This is a genomic window from Sediminibacterium sp. KACHI17 (assembly GCF_040362915.1).
Lineage (GTDB): Bacteria > Bacteroidota > Bacteroidia > Chitinophagales > Chitinophagaceae > Sediminibacterium.
The window spans coordinates 1,763,230-1,784,043 of the sequence record NZ_AP029612.1; the positions used below are offsets into that span (position 1 = coordinate 1,763,230).

Here is a 20,814-nt window from a genome sequence, read left to right on the forward strand (position 1 = left end):
TTACCAAATCATTATGAAATAGTTACTAAATAGTTAACGAGTAGTTTTGCCGGCGTTAAACCTTCTTATATGAAACCAGTTTACGGGGCGATCATTTGCTTGCTATGGATCCAGACTGGCTTTACGCAATCACTGAGTGAAGCAGTGAAGTCGACCTCCAAACCAACTACTGAAAAGAAATGGTTTGAGAATTTCTCGATCCGGGGTTATGTACAAGCCCGTTATAATCGTTTACTGGAAACCAATCCCAATCTGGGTAATGAACAGGGTGACCGTAGCTGGGGAAAAGGCGGCGGTTTTTTTCTTCGCCGGATGCGCGTGATACTTTTTGGACAAATCAGCAAACAAGTTTACTTCTATATCCAACCTGACTTTGCGAGTTCGGCTTCTTCTACCAACCTACATTATGGTCAGTTAAGAGATGCTTATTTTGATTTGGGTGTAGATAAGAAAAATGAATTTCGTTTCAGAATCGGACAGAGTAAGATCCCCTATGGTTTTGAGAATATGCAATCAAGTCAAAACCGTTTACCACTAGATCGAAACGATGCATTGAACAGTGCTGTAGCAAATGAGCGTGATATTGGTGCATTTTTTTACTGGGCTCCTACGGAACAAAGAGAACTGTTCTCTTCACTGGTAAGAGATGGTTTAAAAGGATCTGGTGATTACGGTGTTTTTGCGTTTGGTGTGTACAATGGACAAACTGCCAACAGACCGGAACAAAATGATAAACTACATGTGGTTACCCGTTTTTCCTATCCTATGAAAATTGGAGACCAGATCATCGAACCCGGCATTCAGGCTTATACAGGCCAATATGTAGTAACAAGAGATCAAATCTCTGCCGGTACTAAATTCAGAGCCGATCGTAATTACCTTGATCAGCGTGCTGCAGCTACATTTGTATTGTATCCGAAACCCTTTGGTATCCTTACTGAATATACGATCGGTAAAGGACCTGAATTCAATCCGGCTACTGATTCTATTGAGACAAGGTCTTTACATGGCGGCTATATCACATTGTCTTATATGCTGAAGAATAAAGAGCAGGTCTATATCCCTTTTATCCGTGCACAATACTACAACGGGGGTAAGAAACATGAGTTAGATGCACGCAGTCACCGTGTGAGAGAACTGGAAATTGGTGTAGAATGGCAGCCTGTAAAACAGTTTGAATTAGTAGCGATGTATACAATCTCTTCCCGCAGGTATGAAGATTTTACTTTGCAGAATAATTTACAACGCGGGAATTTACTTCGATTACAAGCGCAAATTAATTTCTAACTTAGGGTAATTCATCAATAACCCTTACAATGGCCGAGATCAAAACCAAACCCGGACAGGAAAACATCACCGATTTCCTGAATACTATCACACCTGAAAATAAAAAGAAAGACGCTTTTCAGTTATTGGCACTCTTTGAAAAGATCACAGGTCTAGCTCCTCAGCTCTGGGGCGGCGCCATTGTTGGATTTGGCAAGTATGAATATCAGCAAAAGGGTGGACAAAAAGGCGAATGGTTTCTGGCAGGATTCTCTCCACGCAAATCAAACATCAGCATCTATACCATGGCCGGTTTTGAGCAATATGAATCATTACTGAAACAATTGGGCAAACATAAAACAGGCATGGGTTGCTTGTACATCAATAAACTAGCAGATATTGATATTACAGTTTTAGAACAGATCGCCCGCTCCTCTTTTGAAGAGATAAAGAAAAAATCAACTACACTTGTTCGTTACTGACGAACCGGTAATGGCTTTCCTACTTCTACAGAACAATCATGTCCAGGCTGACCATGTGGTGGATTGATCAATATTTTACCTCCGGCATTTGGCGCTGACTGCATCATTGGAGCTGTTTGTGGGGCTGGATTCATTTGTACTGAAGGTGCTGAACTCGCATTTGGAGCACTGTTCAAAGGAGCTCCCACAGCAATATCACAACGATGTCCGGGCAAACCATGTGCAGGATTGAGGGCTACAGGTGCTTGAGTTGCTGAAGGTGCTTTATTAGCTGAATCAGTGGTAACAGGTATCGCCACAGTTTGCGGTGGAGGTGCTACAGTATTCATTTCTACATTTCCCTCTCCTTCATTACTGTTACAGGCAGTTGCAAAAAGGGCGAATGCCAACAGACTTATAACTCTCATGTGTTTGATTTTTGTAAAGCTAATGGTTTAAGATTTCATATTTGCTTTAAAGACCCTGATAAAATTACCTCCCAATATTTTTTGGATCTCACGTTTCTTATATCCTCTTTCCATTAATGCTTTCGTGATCAAGGGTAGTCCTGTTACATCATCCAACTGTTGTGGCGAAGAGCTGATACCATCAAAATCAGAACCCAATCCAACATGATCTACACCGATCAGTTGTACGATATAATCCAGATGATCTAACAATAACGATAATGGTGGACGCAAACTTTTTACTTCATCAGGATATTTTTCAAACAAAACCTGCGAAGCATAATAGGGTTCAGGATTGATCTTTCGCAATGAATCGCGCTCTGCCTTATGCGCTTGTAAAAAGGCATTGTTTCGCGCATTGAAACCACTATCTAAAAAACCGGAATAAAAATTCAAATGAACCACACCTTTATTCTTAGCAATGGCCTTCAGTTGATCATCTTTTAGGTTACGTGAAACCGGACAAATTGCATGCACACAACTATGCGAAGCGATCACAGGTTTTGTAGTTGTAGCTATCGCATCCCAAAACGTGCGTTCTCCTACATGCGACACATCTACAATCATCCCTAACTGATTCATTCGCTGAACGATCTGTTTACCCAATGCTGTAAGTCCTCTTTTTTCCATGGGAATGGTATCTTTCACTTCATCAGCCGCAGAAGTAGCCCAAGAGGTTGAATTATTCCAGGTCAATGTCATATAGCGTACACCTCTTTCAAAAAGCTGATCTAACTTCTGCAGATCATCTTCGATCATATGTCCGCCTTCTACGCCCATCATTGCACCCAGCTTTTTATCTTTTACCGCACGCTGTAGGTCAGCAGGATTTTTCACCAACATCATTGCTGATGGGTTTCTGGTTACCCATGCATAAACCGAATCGATTTCCTGATTTGCTCGTTTGTATGCTGCCCCTTTACCAAAACCACCATCACAAAAAATAGAGAAAACCTGTATATCCATTCCGCCTTCTTTCATACGCAACAGATCAGAATGTGTTTTGCCTTTCAGGTTTTGATCGAATAGCACTCCTTTATCCGCTGCTTGTGTAGGAAAATCATTATGGGTATCAATAACGATGGATCGCTGGTGTAGTTTTTGGTAGGATTGTGACATCGAGAATAATGGCACAAAGAACATAGAAAGGAAGTATATTTTTTTCATAGCATGAACTTAAAGTAAAGATATTTTATTCCATCGCTTTACGTAACGCCTTACCCGCACGTGTTCCGGTGTGCTCGCCCTGATCTACAGTTATTTGTCCATTCACGAGTACATAACTAAAGCCTGATGAATATTGATGGGGTTTATCAAAAGTAGAGCGATCGATGATTGTCTGTTCATCGAAGACCACAATATCCGCAGCCATTCCTTCCAATAATAATCCACGATCTTTTAGTTTGAATTTTGTTGCAGGCAAAGAAGTCATTCTGCGAACGGCTTCTTCCAAGCCGATCACTTTTTCTTCCCGAACATATTTTCCCAAAACCCTGGCATTGGTTCCATATCCGCGCGGATGTGGATTGCCTTGCTGATAAATACGAATACTGGCATCAGATGCTATCATGTTGAACGGGTATTGCATGATGCTTTTCACATCCTCTTCGCTCATTCCATGAAACACCATACCTGCACCCCCTTGTTCCATCATTTGAATGATAACTTCTGCTTCTGATGCAGCGGTATGTGGATTACCCTTTAATATATTCACTTGCTCAATACTCTTTCCATTCAATGTGGTATCTGCCTCAAAATAAGCCACGACAGGATAACTGAAATGTTGCAGTTTTCTTTTCGCAAGTTTTTGCAACATGTATTGTTTGACTTCTTCGCGGATCTTTGTTTTTTTCAGTCTGGCATTGATCGAATCTTTACCATCTGCCAAAACCCAATCAGGCAATAATGTACTGAGTGAAGTACTGGATGCTGTATAAGGATATTGATCGATCGTTACATCCAACCCTTCTTCTCTTGCTTTCATGACCATCGGAATGGTTTCCTTACTTCTGCCCCAGTTTTGTTGTCCACTCAATTTGAAATGAGATAACTGAACCGGCAAACCGGCTTCTTTTCCGATATACAATGCTTCTTGAATCGCCTGCAATACACTATCTCCTTCATCACGCATATGACTCGCATAAACGCCCTGATACCTGGCTGCGATTTTTGCCAATCGAACCACTTCTTCTGTTTTTGAATATGTACCGGGAATGTAGATGAGTCCGGTAGAAATCCCAACTGCACCACCCTTCATGGCTTTCTCCACGAGTTGTTCCATTTGTAACATCTCCTGCTCAGTAGGATCTCTTTTCACAGTGCCCATTACAGCTTTGCGCACATCATTGTGCCCGATCAATGCCGCTACATTTACAGAAGTACGTAGACTATCGATCATAGTCAGATAAGCATCGATATTTGCTTCTGACAATCCGCAATTACCGGTGATCACAGTGGTAACACCATCATAAATAAAGTTTGCAGCTTCGGGATGTTTCTTTTCATCGTCTTCAATATGCGTATGAACATCGATAAAACCGGGTGCTACGATTTTTTTTTGTGCATCGATCACACGATTGGCAGTCCATTCTTTTAGATGTCCGATACGCAATATTTTTCCATTACTGATGGCTATATCACCATAGTACCATGAATTGCCTGTACCATCCAAGATGCGGCCATTTTTGATCAATAGATCAGCCTGTTGGGCACGAGAGGAATAAGTCAGCAAAAGAAGAAGAATGACCGATAAACGCATGTAAAAAGATTATGCTGAAAGATAAGCAATCTTAACAGACTGGTTTATAGGCAGATTGAAAGCCGTAAGCCATGAATCATACAACCCGGTGAATTTAAAGATAGGTGACATGAACGGCTGAATCTCAGTCTGAAACCTGTAATTTTGCACTCCATAAAAAAACGGATATGCTGGATAAGCTCGACGCCATAAAAGCGAGATTTGAACAAGTAGGTATAGCACTTACCAATCCTGAGATCATCAATGATCAAAAACAGTTTGGTGCTTACAGTAAGGAGTATCGCTCACTGGAGAAGATCGTGAAACCTTATGAAGAATATCAAAAGGTGATGGCTGATTATACTTTTGCCAAAGACAATCAGAATAGCAGTGATCCGGATATGCGTGAACTGGCTAAGATGGAATTGCCCGAGCTGGAAGAGAAGAAAGAAGCCCTCGAAAAAGAACTGACCAAACTACTCATACCAAAGGATCCTCAGGATGATAAAAATGCGATACTGGAAATACGTGCGGGTACCGGTGGTGATGAAGCGAGTTTATTTGCAGGTGATCTTCTAGGCATGTATTTACGTTACTGCGCAAAGAAAGGATGGAAAGCCTCTGTTGTGAGTGAAAGTGAAGGAACAGTTGGTGGATATAAAGAAGTAGTGGTTGAAGTAACCGGTGAAGACGTATATGGCACTTTGAAATTTGAAAGCGGGGTTCACCGCGTACAACGTGTACCGGATACAGAAACACAAGGCCGTGTACATACTTCTGCAGCCACTGTTGCCGTAATGCCTGAAGCTGAAGAAGTAGATTTTGAATTGAAAGAGAGTGATGTGAAGATGGAAACTGCACGAAGTGGTGGTGCAGGTGGACAAAACGTAAACAAAGTAGAGACCAAAGTATTCTTGACCCATATTCCTACCGGTGTAGTAGTGGTTTGCCAGACAGAACGTTCACAGTTAGGTAACCGTGAAAAAGCAATGGCGATGTTGCGTACCAAGTTATATGAAGAGCAAGTACGTAAACAAGAAGAAGAAATTGCCCGTCATAGAAAAACATTGGTAAGCACCGGTGATCGTAGCGCCAAGATCCGAACCTATAACTGGCCACAAGGGCGTGTAACCGACCATCGTATTGGACTGACATCCTATAACTTAGATGCAGTGATCAATGGAGAGATCGATGAATTCATTGAGGCATTACAAGTAGCGGAGAACGCTGAAAAGATGCTGGTGCAATAAGTTTTCTCTTTTATCCCCTTTGCAACGATTCTATAACAGAGGTTGTCTATATTTATATAGAAAAAATCTGTTATGCTAAGGACCCTTTTAGTCATCTGCTTATTGATCGGTTTAAGCAACAGTAGTCAGGCACAGCTCGGCTCCTATTCTTTTTCCCGCGGATCTAATGTCTTATACAATGATGGATATGGCATCCCTTGGTCCAACCCTGTTCTATACAATACAGAAGGCTCACCATTCTATGATACCTCTTTTTGCATGGGTTCTCTTCAATTGCCTAATGGAAAAACCTATAACGGTATTAAACTCAAATTGAACCTTGAAGATCAGAAGATCATCTTTGAAGTGGAAGATGGTAAAGCATTTGTTCTCTCTATTCCGGTTGCACGTGTTGAGTTGGGATGTAATGCGTCATCACAACCCACAATTTTCAGATCGGGATTTACTGCCATCGATAAACAAAATGATCGCTCATTATACCAAGTACTTGATTCAGGAAAAGTATTGCTTTTGAAGTATACAGAGATTCGTTTTAAAGACTCAAAAGCGTACAACAGTAATGATATGACAAGAAGTTATCGCCAACTACCCAGCTATTATTTATGGATGCCCGGCAAGGACATGTTAAAGGTGCCGAGCAATGAAACGGAACTGATTGCATTATTATCAGACCAACAAAAAACACTGAATGATGCTATCTATAAAGAAAAACTGAAATTGAGAAAAGAAACAGATTTGATCAAGATCATTAGCCTGTACAATCGTTCCGCAGTCAAGTGATCATAAAGTATGCATATGAGAAAACATCTTTTGTTAGCAGCTGCTTTCTGTCTGACAGGTCATCTACTTTCTGCTCAAAGCTTTGAAAGAATTGATCCCCTTCGTCATGCCAAAGAAACAATTCAGTTCATGAGTGATGGTAATGGGCAACCATTCAAGCCAACACGTGGATTTGAAGAAGAAGGTTCTCCTTTTTTTTCCAACGAATATCTGGAAAGTACCATTCAGTTAATGAACGGCAAAAGCTATCATCGTATTCCTGTGAAGATCAACTATCTCACCGGTGAGCTCTTGTTTAAAACTGAAGATGGACAAGAAATGAGTGTGATCAAGCCTTTTCAACGAGTTGCTTTGACAAAAGATGGACAAACCTATGTCTTCAGAAGTGGTTTTCCTGCTATTGATAAACAAAATGAGTTTACACTCTATGAAATGATAGACTCAGGTGCGGCTGTTTTATTGAAATACACTTCAGTGAGTTTTCAAGACAAGCAACCGTATAACGGAGTGAATATCATAAGAACTTACAATAAAAAAGAAGTGTATTATTCTTATATCCCTTCAAAGGGCTTGATGGCCTTACCTTCTGAAACAGAGGCGCTGATAAGGTTATTTGAGAAAGATGCAGTATTAATGGCTGAATTTGCAAACAAACACAAACTGAAAGCTAAAAAAGAAGCTGACCTGATCAAATTATTCGCGCATTACAACACGCTTAAAAAAGCAAACTAATCGTCAGTTCTTACTGATACTATCTTCTTCTTTCTTGATCTTTTGTTCCCAGGCCCAGGCAGTTTGCATCATCTGCTCTAAGTCGTAGCGAATTGTCCAGCCAAGTTGCTGTATCGCTTTCTCATTATTGGCATATATAGCCTCAATATCACCCGATCGTCTCGGACCGATCTCATAATTGAGTTGCAGACCACTGACTTTTTCAAACATATGAATGGCTTCAAGTACAGTAATACCATTACCGGTGCCCAGATTAAATACTTCACACTTATTTTGCATCTTGTCGGCACGCAGGTAATCTACAGCGAGTGTATGTGCATGCGCAATATCTGATACATGAATATAATCGCGGATACAGCTGCCATCACGTGTTTTGTAATCGCTGCCGTATACCATCATCTTAGGTAATTTTCCGATGGCTGTTTGTGTAATTACAGGAAACAGATTTTGTGGTTTGCCCAACGGCAATTCACCGATCAAGCATGAAGGATGAGCTCCAACCGGATTAAAATAGCGTAATAAGATCACTCTGGTATTCGAAGCCAGTGAAAAATCACGAAGTATCTGTTCCCCCATTTGTTTGGTAGCCCCATAAGGTGAAACTGCAGGTTGCAAAGCAGTTGCTTCCGTTACAGGAAAACGATCAGGATTACCATAAACAGTACAAGAAGAAGAGAATACAACATGTTGAATATTAAATTCCTTTACACACTTCAAAATACTCACCAGTGAACCCATATTATTTTCATAGTATGATAAGGGTTGTTCAACTGATTCACCTACAGCTTTATAAGCGGCGAAATGAATAACAGCACTGATATCCGGGTTCTCCTGGAAAACAGCCAGTGTTTCATCAAAATTTTTAAGATCAACCTTATAGTTCTTGATACGTTTGCCGGTAATGAGTTGTATGCCGGTAAGGGGATAAGGAGTGGAGCGCGACTGATCATCAATAGAGATCACTTCATAACCATTCTCGATCAGGTCCACAATCGTATGTGAACCGATATAACCGCATCCTCCCGTAACCAATACTTTAGTCATGCCTATTTATTGATACGGCAAAATACAATGCGTTACTGTAAAATCAGATAAATAATTTAACGAGATAGTAAAACAATGCTGCCATTGCTGCTGATACCGGAATGGTTAAGATCCATGCCCATAAAAGATTTACCGTAACACCCCAACGAACGGCACTCAATCTCTTTGTAGCACCTACACCAATGATAGAACCGGTAATAGTGTGTGTCGTACTCACAGGAATACCAAGCTTTTCGGTCAGGAATAAAGTAATGGCACCGGCTGTTTCAGCGCTTACACCTTCCAGTGGTGTTACCTTGGTGATACGGGTACCCATCGTTTTAACGATCTTCCATCCACCACTTAAAGTACCCAAACCAATGGCTAAAAAGCTACAGAAAGGAACCCAACTGTATTCTGTTACGAACTGATTGAAAGACATGTCTACCCCTAAAGAACTTTCATAATAAATGATAGCAGCACCAATGATCCCCATTACTTTTTGTGCATCATTACCTCCATGACCCAAACTAAATGCAGCTGAAGAAACCAGCTGTAACCTCTTGAACCAAGTCTCCGCTTTATAAGGATTGGCTCGCTTACACAGATGAACGATCAGAATTGTAATGGCAAATGCTATGAACATACCGATCAATGGAGCAAGAAAAATAAACATGAAAGTGGGAATCACTTTTGCATAGTTCACCACATCAATACCATTCTCACTAAACCCGCCGGCATGTGCTAATGCAGCTCCCATAAAACCACCCAGCAAAGTATGTGACGAACTTGAAGGAATCCCAAACCACCAGGTAACAAGATTCCATGTGATAGCAGCTAATAAACCTGCGAAGATCACTTCAAGTGTGATAAAATTTTCGTTGACAGATTTTGCGATCGTATTCCCGATTTTAAATTCACCGATCAGGTACTTGGAAATAAAAAATGCAGCAAAGTTGAATACTGCAGCCCAAAGTACAGCCTGAAATGGCGTCAATACTTTTGTTGAAACAATAGTAGCGATAGAGTTTGCCGCGTCATGGAAGCCGTTGATATAATCAAAGATAAAAGCCAGAACAATGATGATGACCAGGAGGGTGAACATAGGGTTAATTTTTCTGGGAAGAAAAAGTGAAAGGCGAAAGGTCAAAATTGAAATAAAACGATTTCAGTTTTGACCTTTCCTTTTTCACACTAAGCATACTTAATAATAATAGATTCAATGACATTGGCAGCGTCTTCACATTTATCAGTAGCGATTTCCATTACCTGATAAATTTCTCTTTTCTTGATCACTTCCTTGAAATCATTCTCTTGCTGGAAGAGCATTTCAATACTCATATCAAATACATCATCAGCCTGATTTTCGATGCTGTTCACTTTAACCATGGCTTCGGTCATTTCACGCAGGTTCTTCATATCACGTAAGCCATTCACTGCTTTTTTGATCTCTACTGTACCCTGTAGAATAAGATCTGCCATTTTCTGGATTCCTGTATCATTGGGGTTAACACTGTAGAAATTGATCTTCTTAGAAGAAGCAAAAATATAATCAGCAATATCATCCAAGGCTGTTGCCAGATAGTGTATGTCTTCACGATCGAATGGCGTGATGAAGTTTCTGCCTAGTTCGGTAAAAATACGGTGGGTATTATCATCGTTTTTATGCTCAAGGTCTTCGATCTGAGCCAGCACTGCAGCACGCTTATTATTGTCGGGCTCGCTTACCATCTCCTTGAGTTTCAAGCCCATTTCGTGCACTTTTTCTGCTACATCTTCGAATAACTCATAGAAAACTTTGTTTTTTGGCATGAACAAACGACCAAAAGTATTGATACCCATAGGTTAAAATTTATGCAAAAATAGGCTTACGGTACCGATGTAGAAAGGAAAACAAGGAATTAATAATTAGGTAACATTGAAATTTGCTTAATTTCTGTATATGTAACCAATGCAATCGTTAACGGTTTCTTCTTAATTAGGACATATCCGGTTAACACGCATCCTTCAATTTTGCAGCACAGTTTATCGTAATTGAGCAACGAAAGTAGATTTTCTCATGTGTCAGCCCCGATTTCTATCGGGGCTTTTGTATAGCGGGAAACCTTATTATGGACCATAGTCCATGGTAGGAAAAGGGGGCTTGGTTTTTGATTACTCGCGCCTCGCATCCAAGGTAAAGCCGATCGTAGTTCCTACATCCAATTTACTACGTACATGCATGGTTTGTCCATGGGCTTCAATAATGTGTTTGCAGATGGCTAGCCCAAGTCCGGTACCTCCTTTATCTCTGCTTCTACCCCTATCCGTTCTATAAAATCTTTCAAATATGCGGGGTAGATGTTCTTCGGCGATACCAATTCCATCATCACTGAATTCGATCAATACATGTTCATCATCGGTACGATAAATACTCGCTACGATCGTTCCATCCTGCTTTCCATATTTCACTGCATTTTCCAACAGGTTATTTATGACCTGTCTGATCTTCTCCTGATCAGCAAAAACAGTGATCGGATACTCACAGCCTTTTTTGATGGAACACTTGATATTCTTGGCGGTTGTTTTGATCGAGAGTGTTTCATATACTTCTCTGATCAACTCCTGAATCACAAAATTCTCTTTATACAAAGGTTGTTCACCGCTTTCCAGTCTTGATATTTCATCCAGATCTTCTACAAGATTCACCATACGATCCACATTCCTAGCGGTATTTTCAAGAAAACGTTTGCTGATTTCCGGTGAGTCCATGGCCCCACTCAACAAAGTATCTACATAACCTTGTATCGCAAAAATGGGCGTCTTGAATTCATGTGCAAGGTTCTGTAAAAATTCTTTTCGATACGCTTCATTGTTTTTAAGCAACTCGATCTCTGCACTTCTTTGCTCTGCCCATTTTTCAACATCCTCCCTTACTTCATCGATACCCTTTTGCGGTAAGATATATTTGTAATAGGTCTCCTCTCTTTTACTAGCCTTGGTTTGATAAATGAATTTATAGATCAGTTTGATCTTGCGATAAATGAAAGATTCCAATACCGTTCTGATCAATAGATAACTACCTAAAAAAGTAAGTATCAAAGAGCCTACAGCAATTTTCCAATCCGGCCGAATGAACCAAATGCCCAATGAAATGGGCATCGACAAAATCAATGCAGTAAATGCCGATAGTTGTTGCGGCGAAAGATTTTTGGTCTTGAACATGACCACTAAGGTAGGGAAACAGAGGAATGAAGAACAGAGAAAAAAGAAATCATAAATGAGAAATGAAAAAGCAAGAAAATGCTGTAAGACTTATAACCTGAAGCTTGTAGCCTGCTGCTTATAACTCAAACTTATATCCTACCCCTTTCACTGTTGTAATGCAATCAACCCCCAATTTTTGACGCACTTTACGAATATGAACATCGATGGTTCTGTCACCAACGATCACATCATTTCCCCAGATCTGTGATAGTATCTCATTACGAAGGAACACACGTCCCGGACGAGAAGCCAACAGATACAATAATTCGAATTCCTTTTTTGCCAAGATCACTTCCTGATCATCAATGGTAACATTGAACTTTACCGGATCGATCTGAATATTCGCAATTTTGATGGTTTTACCTGTATCTTTTGAGTTGAGACGTCTGAACAAGGCATTGACGCGACTCACTAATACTTTCGGACTGATCGGTTTGCTGACATAATCATCAGCACCGGTTTCTAATCCTTTGATCTGGGATGCTTCGTCACTCAGTGCAGTGAGAAAGATGATCAAGGTATCTTGAAACAAAGGTTGTGAACGGAGTATCTGACAAACTTCTACTCCCGTCTTTTTGGGCATCATGATATCCAAAATGATCAGATCAGGATGAATTTGTTTGGCTTTTTCGATTGCTTCATTTCCATCCTTGGCGGTATAGACCTCATACCCTTCTTTGGTGAGATTGTAAGAGATAATCTCCAATATGTCCTGCTCATCGTCTGCGATCAAAATCTGTTTCGGCTTGCCTTCCATTGTTAACCTTATGTTTACACAAAATTAATTTTAAACATTGGCATAAAAGGTTTTTGGCACTATTATGTTATTGTTAACTGATTAAGTTGTTTTTAAGCTGTCTAAATGAAGGAGTTTTGGGCGTTTTTGGGCAAATCCCTCGATTCGATCATTTGGCAGTATTTTTGCATAAGTGTATGAGCATGAAGAAATTTTACCTGATCGTTCTGTTATTGGCTGTATCCATCGCTTCTTTTGCACAGCAGGAAATGGCCATGCCTCCTATTCCATTGATGCGCGAAGTGCACCATTCCTATATAGAAACCAGTCTTCGCAATATTACCAAACTAAGCAGTGTCGCTGATTCTGTCTTTCCGGTCACCAATGACCCAAAACTCAATCAATCGATCCATAAAAGCATTCGAACCTATGTCCACAATATGCGTGCGATCGTAGAATCAAGCACGAAACTGAGTGATAACGAAAAATACATCTGGTTAAGAGGCATCAATGATTTACTCACCGGCTTTCAATCAGCATGGCAGGCTCGCATCATTCGTAATATCATGTATCCGGGGCTCATTAAAGCTTTTTATGAATGCATGCAACTAGAACTGGAAGGCAAATCCATTCTTCCTATCATCGAACAAAATGAATTGGAGATCGGAAATGTATTGATCCAAAATTATTGTCTTAAAAACAACGTCGGCATAGAAGCAGCGAAAGATGTACTGGTATTAAAAACCTGTCAACGAGAACCTTCAAATATTCTTAAGATACTTACCCGCTATCCAAATAACCGCTATGCAGATAGCTTGATCACCATCAGTGCATTCAGAAATCAAGAAGAGTTATACAATTATGCTGCAGCTCCAAATACACTTGGACAAAAAATTCAACAGGTAGAACATCCTTTGGTAAAACTGATCGCTACACTGGCAAGATCAAAGAATGGAAGAATGTATTTTCCTTTTTTAGATGACCTGTATCAAAACAAAATAACCATCGGTCAAATAGCACCGATATTGGATAATGAATCTTCTGACAGTTACTACAAATTACTGGTCAAAACAAGAATAGGTTATGCAGAGAGAATGAGAAAGGGTGATACTCCTATGGCTGCCAAAACCTTAGTAGGTAAGCTTCGTGGCAAAGCTGTAGAACTCTATATCAATGAGATCAATGCATTGCATGATGAGTCAAATCCCAATATTCGCTTCAAAAAAATAGATTCTTTGAACCCTCAAGAGCTCTATTATCTCGCAGTATTGGGTGAAGAGGAGATCTATACTTCCAGTTTTGTATCAGGTGTTTATCCGCGCATATTCGCACGTTTTAAAAGCGGAGATGCTGACTCTCTTTTGCAAACATTGCATTATGATTTTTATCGGAAGTTTTTGAAAATGTCAGCAGCATATAACACGCTTGATGATTTTCTAAAACGTATGAGCAAACCTGCTGCTCAAAAATTGATGCGGAATTTTGTGAATGGTTTGGAAAAAACAGGCTCATTAGAAGATGCCGTTGATGTGGCTGATTCTTATGCCAGCATTTATAATAAAGATATCAGAAAGCTTATCTTATCACAGGTACAACAAAATCTTAAAAACAGTAAGACACAAAAAGATAAAAGAGGTGAAGTCATTTATCATTTACTGAATACCATTTTCGTTTCTGCAGACTCTTCCGGCAAAACAAATCTTTCTGCTTCACTTGGTATCAATACGGTATACAATATGCCATTGAAGGAATTGCAAAATGCTTCGGGAAGAATTATCATACAGCAATACGCTTATGGTGATAAGGATGCTGAAAGTTATTTTGGTGCTTTTTTAGCTCGTTTCAGTAACAGCAACTGGCGTATTGTTCGAAAACCTTATTGGGTTGAGATCAGTTCTGCACGTGGTACGCCTGTAACCATTTATGCCAACCTGCCCCTAGATGAAACTAAAGATCTGGACGCAATGGCCCAAGACAGTCTAAACTATTATCTGGAAACAAATGGGCTACAACCAACAATGGTGATACATCGGGGACACAGTTATTATCTCCAACAAACCATCGATCAGTTGGCTCCATCCGCCAAAGTAGTGTTATTAGGCAGTTGCGGAGGATACCAAAAACTCAATCTGGTATTGGATATTTGTCCAACAGCCCACATCATCTCCTCAAAACAAGTAGCTGCAGGTGTCCTCAATCAGGCATTGATTGATGCGATCACCGATCAGATCAGGCTCAACAAAGACCTGGTTTGGGAGGAGATCTGGCAAAAGCTTCAAACCCGTGTAACAGGCGGTTACAAGGAAAAATTTGAAGATTATATACCGCCACACAAAAACCTTGGCGCCATATTCATAATGGCTTTCAATAAAGCCATGGAAAAAGAAAGTCCTTTAAACTAAGAATGGATTGTTCCTTTTTTCATACCCAATGGTAGTGGTGATGCCATGACCGGAGTAAACTTTGACCTCATCCGGCAATACCCATAATTTTTCCCGAATACTGTTAAGCAGGGTCTGATGATCTCCTCCGGGAAGATCTGTTCTGCCAATACTTTGGTGAAACAAGACATCGCCACCAATCAGTATTTTTTGCTCCTGATGGTAAAAACAAATGCTTCCCGGTGAATGTCCGGGTGCCCATATCACCTGCAAAGCATCATTTCCGAGCATTACGGTATCTCCATCCTGAAGAAAGTGCAAAGGCCCATTGTAGTTTTCAAAAGGAAGCCCCCAACGCTCTCCTGAGCGAGGAGCATGAGCCAATACTTGTTCTTCCAAAGGATGTAAATACAGCTCGAGATTGAACTCATCATACACCCATTTGTTACCAAAAACATGGTCGAGATGACAATGTGTATTAAGCAACTGAACAGGATCAAGCTGCGTATCTTTTATAAAGTTTTTTAACGTTTCCTGTTCAGCGGAAAAGTAACAACCGGGATCAATTATAATAGCTTTGCCTTGTTCATTATACAACACATAGGTGTTTTCTTGAACAGGGCTGAAAATAAAGGCCTTTACCTTGAGCATAACGTTTTTTATGAAGGTTTTACAGGGTAATTGACTAATTTTAAAACACTAAAGTTCGGATATGCAATTGAATCGAATGATGAAAGGATGGGTTTTAGCCATTTTTTTATTTCCAGTCCTTTCCATGGCCCAGGTAAACTCAGTTGAATTTGGGAAAAACAGGGTGCAACATAAAAAACTGGTATGGAAGTTCTATCAGTCTCCCAACTTCAACACATATACCAGTCAGGGTGGTTTTGAACTTGGCAAATTTGCGGCCCAACTTGCTGAAGAAGAGCTTCGCTCTTTGGAGAATTTCATTGAATACTCCTTACAACGCCGTGCAAATATTGTTGTCTACAACAACTACAATGATTATAAAAGCAGCAATATTGGTTTAGGGATTGACTGGCAAAACTCAGGCGGACTCACCAAACTGGTCAACAATAAGATCGTTGTGTATTTTGATGGCAATCATGCTAACCTGAAAAGACAAATCAGAGAAGGAATTGCCAAGGTTTTGACAGATAATTTATTATTTGGAGATGATATTGGTGAATTCGCCAGTAATCAGGCTTTGTTAGATCTACCAAAATGGTTGGTAGATGGCTATGTTTCGTATGCAGCAGAACCATGGAGTACCACCAAAGATGATGAACTAAAAAGTGCTATGCTGAGTGGCACTTATCGCTCTTTCTATCAGTTTGCATTTGAAAAACCTACTCTTGCCGGACATTCATTCTGGCAGTATATCGGTGAGAAATATCGTAAGGAAAATATTACCTATCTCTTATACCTCGCACGTATTTACAAAAACCTGAACCAGGCTTGTATGCGGGTATGTAAAAAGAAATTCAAAGAAGTATTGGAAGAGTTCATGCAATTTCAGCAAGAACGTTATTCCAGAGATATTCGTCAGCGCAGAAATGCACCAAGAGGACAATTGAATGTTTCAGAAGAAGTCACTAAGAAAGATTTCTTCCGTTTCCAAGCCAATCCAAATCCACGCAGTACAACTTATGCAGTCGTAGAATTCAATAAGGGTATTTATAGTGTGAAACTGATGGAGAACTTCTATGATGGAAAAACTTTATTGAAAAGTGGTGTGAGAACCAATCAGGGAGACATTAATCCGAATTACCCGATTCTCGCTTGGGATGGAAAAGGAACCCGATTATTGGTTGCTTATTGGGAAGATGGTAAGATCAAAATGTTTGTGTATGATCTTATTGCTCGCATTAAAAGATATAAGCAGGAAATCGAAGGTGTAGACCAAATACTGGATGCGAGTTTTATGCTGGATGCAAACTCTCTTATTTTCAGTGCTGTGAAGAATGGTCATACAGATATCTTCACTTATAAGATTGAGCAAAACAAATTGGAGCAAATAACGGATGATGTGTACGATGATCTTAATCCAACTTTTGTTTCATTCCCTAATCGTTCCGGTATCATCTTTAGTTCCAACAGACCTTCACCACAGGCACTGAATGCTGATACGATATTACCGAGCAACTATCGTTTCAATGTATTCATGGTAGACATCCTGAATACAAGTAAACAAAAACAGATCACGCAGCTGACCAACTTGAAATTTGGCAATGCATCTTATCCGATGCAATACAATACCAATCACTTCACATTTGTGGCAGATGAGAATGGTATTGGTAACCGTTGGGCAGGATTCTTCTCCACCAAGAGAGATGGATTGGATACTTTGTATTACATCGGTGAAGAACTACTCAGAAATCCTTCACCAAAAGAATTTGACTCTACGCTGAGAGCATGGCAAAAAGATGAGCCGGATAGCGTTAGTTATTTTCAGGTGTACAAAGATTCTACATATACATTCCCAATCACCAATTATCAAAGCTCATTACTTGAAACGAGGATTGCCGGTGATAACGGACAAGTAAGTGAAGTAAGAAGAGAAGGTGATTTCAAATTCTTGTACAAACTCCGTGTTGATGAACAGGCATTGAATAAGCGAAATGTCAACAGTCGCCCAACAGAATACATGAAGCGGATCATAGATGAGAAAAAAGCGATAGAAGGCAAAGCGATCATTTATAATAATGGTGTTGCAACCAATGATACTACGAGCCGTGCGGCGAAAGACTTTTTCCAAAATGAATTTTCAAATGAAAAAGTAGATACTACCCGCAGATTTGATACTGAGATCATCCCGCAAAAGAAATCTGTTTTAGAAAGATCAAGACTGTATGATTACAGATTGAAGTTCAGCAGTGATTATATCCTCAGCGGATTCACAAACAATGTACTTGTGAACAGGTATCAGCCTTATGGCGGAGGCTCAGGACCTATCCAACTGAATAACGGTAATGATTTCAACTTCACTTTCCGTGTAGGGGTAAGTGATTTATTTGAAGACCAAAAATTTGTAGGTGGCTTCCGATTTGGAACCAACTTGAGTGATAAGGATGTATTCTTCTCTTATCAAAATTTACGCAAACGATTTGACTGGGGAATGACCTATTACAGAAGCAATGTCACCAACTTCTTTAATACACCATTCAACAGTATGCTGATCACTAATTTGTATCAGGGTAATATTACATATCCTTTTAATGAGGTGAAGAGCTTGAGAGCTACTGTTGCACTCAGAACCGATCGAGGTATTTTACGTTCGTTTGATAATGCCAGTGGAATACCAGATCCGGGAGCTTTGGCTTTCAAAGACACCATCAGTAGATATATTGTTTCCAGAATTGAGTATGTACATGACAATACCATCAATCCTACTCAGAATATCTGGAACGGGTTGAGATATAAAGTCTATTTCGACGTGAATATGCCTACATTCAAAACCTCTTTGAATAACGGAAAAGGTACTTTCAATTTTGGTTTTGATGGCAGATACTATCACAAAATCTATCGCAACTTTATTTGGGCAGGTCGTGCTGCTGCAGATTTCTCTTGGGGTGGACAAAAACTTATTTACTACCTCGGTGGTGTAGATGGGTGGATTGGACCTAAATTCAATGGACAGAATACTCCTGCACCAGATCAGTCTTATGCTTTCCAATCACTTGCTGTGAACATGCGTGGTTACAGACAAAATATTGCGAATGGAAATAATGCTTTTGTGATCAACAGTGAATTCAGATTCCCATTGTTCTCAACACTGATCAACAGACCGATCAACAATGCATTCTTACGTAATTTCCAATTGGTTCAATTCCTTGATCTGGGAACTGCTTGGAATGGCAAATACAATGGTATCAAGCGTCCGGGTGAAGTTATCAGTGATCCTACATCACCTGTAGTTGTGCGTATTGATGCTGGTGGACTCGGACCTTTTGCCGGTGGTTACGGATTTGGAGCACGCAGTACATTACTCGGCTACTTTATGAAGTTTGATGCAGGTTGGCCAATGAAAGGAATATTCAAAGGTGCTCCTGTTTATTACTTTGCAATTGGATTCGATTTTTAATCCCTGTTTCCTACAGTTAGGTTTGATGTTTCGATCTTTGATTTCTTGATTTAAATAAATGCCCGAATCAAGAAATCAAAGATCAAAACATCAAACTTTCTTTTTTGCTGCTTTTGCATAATACCTGCAAAGCGCTGTTAGTCCACATGATTCACATTTCGGATTACGTGCAAGACAAGTATATCTTCCATGAAGTATCAACCAGTGATGTGCTTTGTGAACCAGTTCCTCCGGAATATATTTGATCAGTTCCTTTTCTACAGCCAAGGGTGTACTTGCTTTTTCCGGAACCAAGCCTAGTCGTTTACTCACCCGAAACACATGTGTATCAACAGCCATATTGGGTTGTTGATCGATCACGCTAGTAATGACATTTGCTGTTTTTCTTCCAACGCCCGGAAGTTTTACCAACGCTTCAACAGTCATCGGCACTTCCCCTTGAAACTGATCGAGCAACATATTGGCCATACCGATCAGGTGTTTGGTTTTATTATTCGGGTAAGAGATACTTCTGATCAAAGGAAACAGATCATCAAAACTAGCTTGAGCCATGGCCTGTGGTGATGGATATCTGGCAAAGATTGCGGGAGTGGTCATATTGACTCTCTTATCCGTACACTGAGCAGACAATATCACTGCTACCAATAATTGAAAAGGATTATCGTAGATCAATTCTGTTTCAGCAACGGGTATTTGTTTGCTGAAGTAATCGATGACTTGACCGTATCGTTCTTTTTTTGTCATAAACTGCTTCAAAATTAAGCGTTCGAAGTATGTAAATGAGGAAGCCGCAGATACACAAATATTTATTTTTATCTGCGAATCTGCGGCTTTATTAACATCCATGCAAGCAAGAAGTTTACTTCTTCTTTACAGCTGCATGAGCATGATCCATAATCGTTTTGATAGAAATTTTTGAAGGTGATTTCATTTTCAGTTGGTCTAACTGACGAATGCTTCTTTCTAAAACGGCTAATTGTTCTGTTAATTCAATATCTCCCTCTTCCAGCGCTTCGTCTACCGCTTTTTGTATAGCAGGAGAACACTCTTTATACAGGTACAATATCAAATCCTCTTCTTTGAACTTTTTCATAACAGGGTTATATTAATTGAACTGAGAGGATACGGTATGTATTAAAACGGGAGGCGAAAGGATATTATTGCGGGAAGCCTTTCTGTAATCAGTAATTTAGTAATTCAAATCAAAGAATTACTGAGAAAAGTAAATAAAATATTGATAATCAACAGTTTGATTTTATAAAAAACTTAGGAGCAAGTTTTGCTCTTACGGTCTATTTTGATATCACTGAATCTTCAATGATAAAAATATCTTCCCCGTCTTTTTTCATGAGATAGCGTTCGCGGGCGAATTTTTCAAGTGCGGCAGGATTACTTTGTATATCGTTCAGCTCCTGTTTGGTTTTATTGATCTCGTCGAGATAGTATTGCTTTTTGGCTTCCAGTTTTTTCAGTTCGGCATTTCGCTCTCGCTGCTGAAAAAAATCACGCTGATCAAAGAACAGCATCCAAACCACAAAAAAACCTCCGGCCAGGAAGTATTTGTTTGTGATGACAGAAGTGAATTTTTTCATAAATCAAAATTAGGAGAAAAGCTGCAAGCTGCAAGCTTCAAGCAACAAGTAGAAATATT

19 protein-coding genes are annotated in these 20,814 nt (G+C 39.8%); 7 read left to right on the forward strand and 12 right to left on the reverse strand.

All coding sequences use genetic code 11. The features are described from left to right. Nucleotides 1-69 precede the first annotated feature (69 nt). On the forward strand, nt 70-1,287 hold the full coding sequence (locus ABXG83_RS07740; RefSeq protein WP_353548280.1) for a porin: 1,218 nt from the start codon (nt 70-72) through the stop codon (nt 1,285-1,287). Between the two features lie 29 nt (nt 1,288-1,316). Then, entirely contained in the window at nt 1,317-1,748 is a 432-nt protein-coding gene (locus tag ABXG83_RS07745) for a DUF1801 domain-containing protein (RefSeq protein WP_353548281.1), read from the forward strand. On the opposite strand, the gene ABXG83_RS07750 is transcribed toward ABXG83_RS07745, so the two are convergent. Genes ABXG83_RS07750 through ABXG83_RS07760 form a run of 3 tightly spaced genes read right to left on the reverse strand, consistent with a single transcriptional unit; the run spans nt 1,742 to nt 4,952 of the window. Next, entirely contained in the window at nt 1,742-2,155 is a 414-nt protein-coding gene (locus ABXG83_RS07750; protein WP_353548282.1) for a hypothetical protein, read from the reverse strand. The genes ABXG83_RS07745 and ABXG83_RS07750 overlap by 7 nt on opposite strands. Before the next feature lie 27 nt (nt 2,156-2,182). Then, nucleotides 2,183-3,361: a dipeptidase gene (locus tag ABXG83_RS07755; protein WP_353548283.1), complete on the reverse strand. Its 1,179-nt coding sequence runs from the start codon at nt 3,359-3,361 to the stop codon at nt 2,183-2,185. 25 nt (nt 3,362-3,386) lie between these two features. Then, nucleotides 3,387-4,952, reverse strand: a complete 1,566-nt coding sequence (locus tag ABXG83_RS07760; protein WP_353548284.1) for a D-aminoacylase — start codon at nt 4,950-4,952, stop codon at nt 3,387-3,389. Nucleotides 4,953-5,119: 167 nt separating this feature from the next. On the opposite strand from ABXG83_RS07760, the gene prfA reads away from it, so the two are divergent. The 3 genes from prfA to ABXG83_RS07775 all read left to right on the forward strand — a co-directional run bounded on the left by prfA (nt 5,120) and on the right by ABXG83_RS07775 (nt 7,693). Further along, complete coding sequence (gene prfA / locus ABXG83_RS07765; RefSeq protein WP_353548285.1) at nt 5,120-6,181, forward strand: peptide chain release factor 1; 1,062 nt, start codon at nt 5,120-5,122, stop codon at nt 6,179-6,181. A 72-nt stretch (nt 6,182-6,253) separates the two neighbouring features. Next, complete coding sequence (locus ABXG83_RS07770; protein ID WP_353548286.1) at nt 6,254-6,961, forward strand: hypothetical protein; 708 nt, start codon at nt 6,254-6,256, stop codon at nt 6,959-6,961. Between the two features lie 15 nt (nt 6,962-6,976). Next, the gene (locus ABXG83_RS07775) at nt 6,977-7,693 is read left to right on the forward strand and encodes a hypothetical protein (RefSeq protein WP_353548287.1); all 717 of its coding nucleotides are present in this window, start codon (nt 6,977-6,979) and stop codon (nt 7,691-7,693) included. Nucleotides 7,694-7,696: 3 nt separating this feature from the next. Here ABXG83_RS07775 and galE read toward each other — a convergent pair whose 3' ends face one another. The 5 genes from galE to ABXG83_RS07800 all read right to left on the reverse strand — a co-directional run bounded on the left by galE (nt 7,697) and on the right by ABXG83_RS07800 (nt 12,719). Further along, nucleotides 7,697-8,737: a UDP-glucose 4-epimerase GalE gene (gene galE, locus ABXG83_RS07780; RefSeq protein WP_353548288.1), complete on the reverse strand. Its 1,041-nt coding sequence runs from the start codon at nt 8,735-8,737 to the stop codon at nt 7,697-7,699. 43 nt (nt 8,738-8,780) lie between these two features. Beyond that, nucleotides 8,781-9,821, reverse strand: a complete 1,041-nt coding sequence (locus ABXG83_RS07785) for an inorganic phosphate transporter (protein WP_353548289.1) — start codon at nt 9,819-9,821, stop codon at nt 8,781-8,783. Between the two features lie 89 nt (nt 9,822-9,910). After that, a complete protein-coding gene (locus ABXG83_RS07790) occupies nt 9,911-10,558 on the reverse strand; it encodes a DUF47 family protein (protein ID WP_133473527.1) in 648 nt (215 codons plus the stop codon). Between the two features lie 312 nt (nt 10,559-10,870). Beyond that, on the reverse strand, nt 10,871-11,920 hold the full coding sequence (locus ABXG83_RS07795; RefSeq protein WP_353548290.1) for an ATP-binding protein: 1,050 nt from the start codon (nt 11,918-11,920) through the stop codon (nt 10,871-10,873). A 118-nt stretch (nt 11,921-12,038) separates the two neighbouring features. After that, nucleotides 12,039-12,719 (reverse strand): response regulator, encoded by a 681-nt coding sequence (locus tag ABXG83_RS07800; protein WP_353548291.1) that lies wholly within the window; start codon nt 12,717-12,719, stop codon nt 12,039-12,041. Nucleotides 12,720-12,901: 182 nt separating this feature from the next. Between ABXG83_RS07800 and ABXG83_RS07805 the strand changes: the two genes are divergently transcribed. Next, on the forward strand, nt 12,902-15,100 hold the full coding sequence (locus ABXG83_RS07805; protein WP_353548292.1) for a hypothetical protein: 2,199 nt from the start codon (nt 12,902-12,904) through the stop codon (nt 15,098-15,100). Here ABXG83_RS07805 and ABXG83_RS07810 read toward each other — a convergent pair. Further along, on the reverse strand, nt 15,092-15,730 hold the full coding sequence (locus tag ABXG83_RS07810; protein ID WP_353548293.1) for an MBL fold metallo-hydrolase: 639 nt from the start codon (nt 15,728-15,730) through the stop codon (nt 15,092-15,094). The two genes, ABXG83_RS07805 and ABXG83_RS07810, sit on opposite strands and share 9 nt — an antisense overlap. A gap of 61 nt (nt 15,731-15,791) precedes the next feature. Here ABXG83_RS07810 and ABXG83_RS07815 point away from each other — a divergent pair, with 61 nt between their 5' ends. Beyond that, nucleotides 15,792-19,163: a hypothetical protein gene (locus tag ABXG83_RS07815; RefSeq protein ID WP_353548294.1), complete on the forward strand. Its 3,372-nt coding sequence runs from the start codon at nt 15,792-15,794 to the stop codon at nt 19,161-19,163. A 90-nt stretch (nt 19,164-19,253) separates the two neighbouring features. Here the strand turns inward: ABXG83_RS07815 and nth are convergent, their stop codons facing one another. The 3 genes from nth to ABXG83_RS07830 form a co-directional block, all read right to left on the reverse strand. Beyond that, nucleotides 19,254-19,907 (reverse strand): endonuclease III, encoded by a 654-nt coding sequence (nth, locus tag ABXG83_RS07820; RefSeq protein WP_353548295.1) that lies wholly within the window; start codon nt 19,905-19,907, stop codon nt 19,254-19,256. 115 nt (nt 19,908-20,022) lie between these two features. Then, on the reverse strand, nt 20,023-20,256 hold the full coding sequence (locus ABXG83_RS07825; RefSeq protein WP_353548296.1) for a hypothetical protein: 234 nt from the start codon (nt 20,254-20,256) through the stop codon (nt 20,023-20,025). A gap of 199 nt (nt 20,257-20,455) precedes the next feature. Continuing rightward, on the reverse strand, nt 20,456-20,755 hold the full coding sequence (locus ABXG83_RS07830) for a septum formation initiator family protein (protein ID WP_353548297.1): 300 nt from the start codon (nt 20,753-20,755) through the stop codon (nt 20,456-20,458). Between the last annotated feature and the right edge of the window lie 59 nt (nt 20,756-20,814).

Excerpts from the sequence above, each read along its gene's own strand:
- galE (WP_353548288.1), bottom strand. The coding sequence starts at position 8,737 with ATGACTAAAGTATTGGTTACGGGAGGATGCGGTTATATCGGTTCACAT.
- ABXG83_RS07775 (WP_353548287.1), top strand. The coding sequence starts at position 6,977 with ATGAGAAAACATCTTTTGTTAGCAGCTGCTTTCTGTCTGACAGGTCAT.
- ABXG83_RS07825 (WP_353548296.1), bottom strand. The coding sequence starts at position 20,256 with ATGAAAAAGTTCAAAGAAGAGGATTTGATATTGTACCTGTATAAAGAG.
- ABXG83_RS07755 (WP_353548283.1), bottom strand. The coding sequence starts at position 3,361 with ATGAAAAAAATATACTTCCTTTCTATGTTCTTTGTGCCATTATTCTCG.
- ABXG83_RS07815 (WP_353548294.1), top strand. The coding sequence starts at position 15,792 with ATGCAATTGAATCGAATGATGAAAGGATGGGTTTTAGCCATTTTTTTA.
- ABXG83_RS07830 (WP_353548297.1), bottom strand. The coding sequence starts at position 20,755 with ATGAAAAAATTCACTTCTGTCATCACAAACAAATACTTCCTGGCCGGA.
- ABXG83_RS07790 (WP_133473527.1), bottom strand. The coding sequence starts at position 10,558 with ATGGGTATCAATACTTTTGGTCGTTTGTTCATGCCAAAAAACAAAGTT.
- ABXG83_RS07800 (WP_353548291.1), bottom strand. The coding sequence starts at position 12,719 with ATGGAAGGCAAGCCGAAACAGATTTTGATCGCAGACGATGAGCAGGAC.
- ABXG83_RS07805 (WP_353548292.1), top strand. The coding sequence starts at position 12,902 with ATGAAGAAATTTTACCTGATCGTTCTGTTATTGGCTGTATCCATCGCT.
- ABXG83_RS07810 (WP_353548293.1), bottom strand. The coding sequence starts at position 15,730 with ATGCTCAAGGTAAAGGCCTTTATTTTCAGCCCTGTTCAAGAAAACACC.
- ABXG83_RS07750 (WP_353548282.1), bottom strand. The coding sequence starts at position 2,155 with ATGAGAGTTATAAGTCTGTTGGCATTCGCCCTTTTTGCAACTGCCTGT.
- ABXG83_RS07740 (WP_353548280.1), top strand. The coding sequence starts at position 70 with ATGAAACCAGTTTACGGGGCGATCATTTGCTTGCTATGGATCCAGACT.
- prfA (WP_353548285.1), top strand. The coding sequence starts at position 5,120 with ATGCTGGATAAGCTCGACGCCATAAAAGCGAGATTTGAACAAGTAGGT.
- nth (WP_353548295.1), bottom strand. The coding sequence starts at position 19,907 with ATGACAAAAAAAGAACGATACGGTCAAGTCATCGATTACTTCAGCAAA.
- ABXG83_RS07760 (WP_353548284.1), bottom strand. The coding sequence starts at position 4,952 with ATGCGTTTATCGGTCATTCTTCTTCTTTTGCTGACTTATTCCTCTCGT.
- ABXG83_RS07770 (WP_353548286.1), top strand. The coding sequence starts at position 6,254 with ATGCTAAGGACCCTTTTAGTCATCTGCTTATTGATCGGTTTAAGCAAC.
- ABXG83_RS07745 (WP_353548281.1), top strand. The coding sequence starts at position 1,317 with ATGGCCGAGATCAAAACCAAACCCGGACAGGAAAACATCACCGATTTC.
- ABXG83_RS07795 (WP_353548290.1), bottom strand. The coding sequence starts at position 11,920 with ATGTTCAAGACCAAAAATCTTTCGCCGCAACAACTATCGGCATTTACT.
- ABXG83_RS07785 (WP_353548289.1), bottom strand. The coding sequence starts at position 9,821 with ATGTTCACCCTCCTGGTCATCATCATTGTTCTGGCTTTTATCTTTGAT.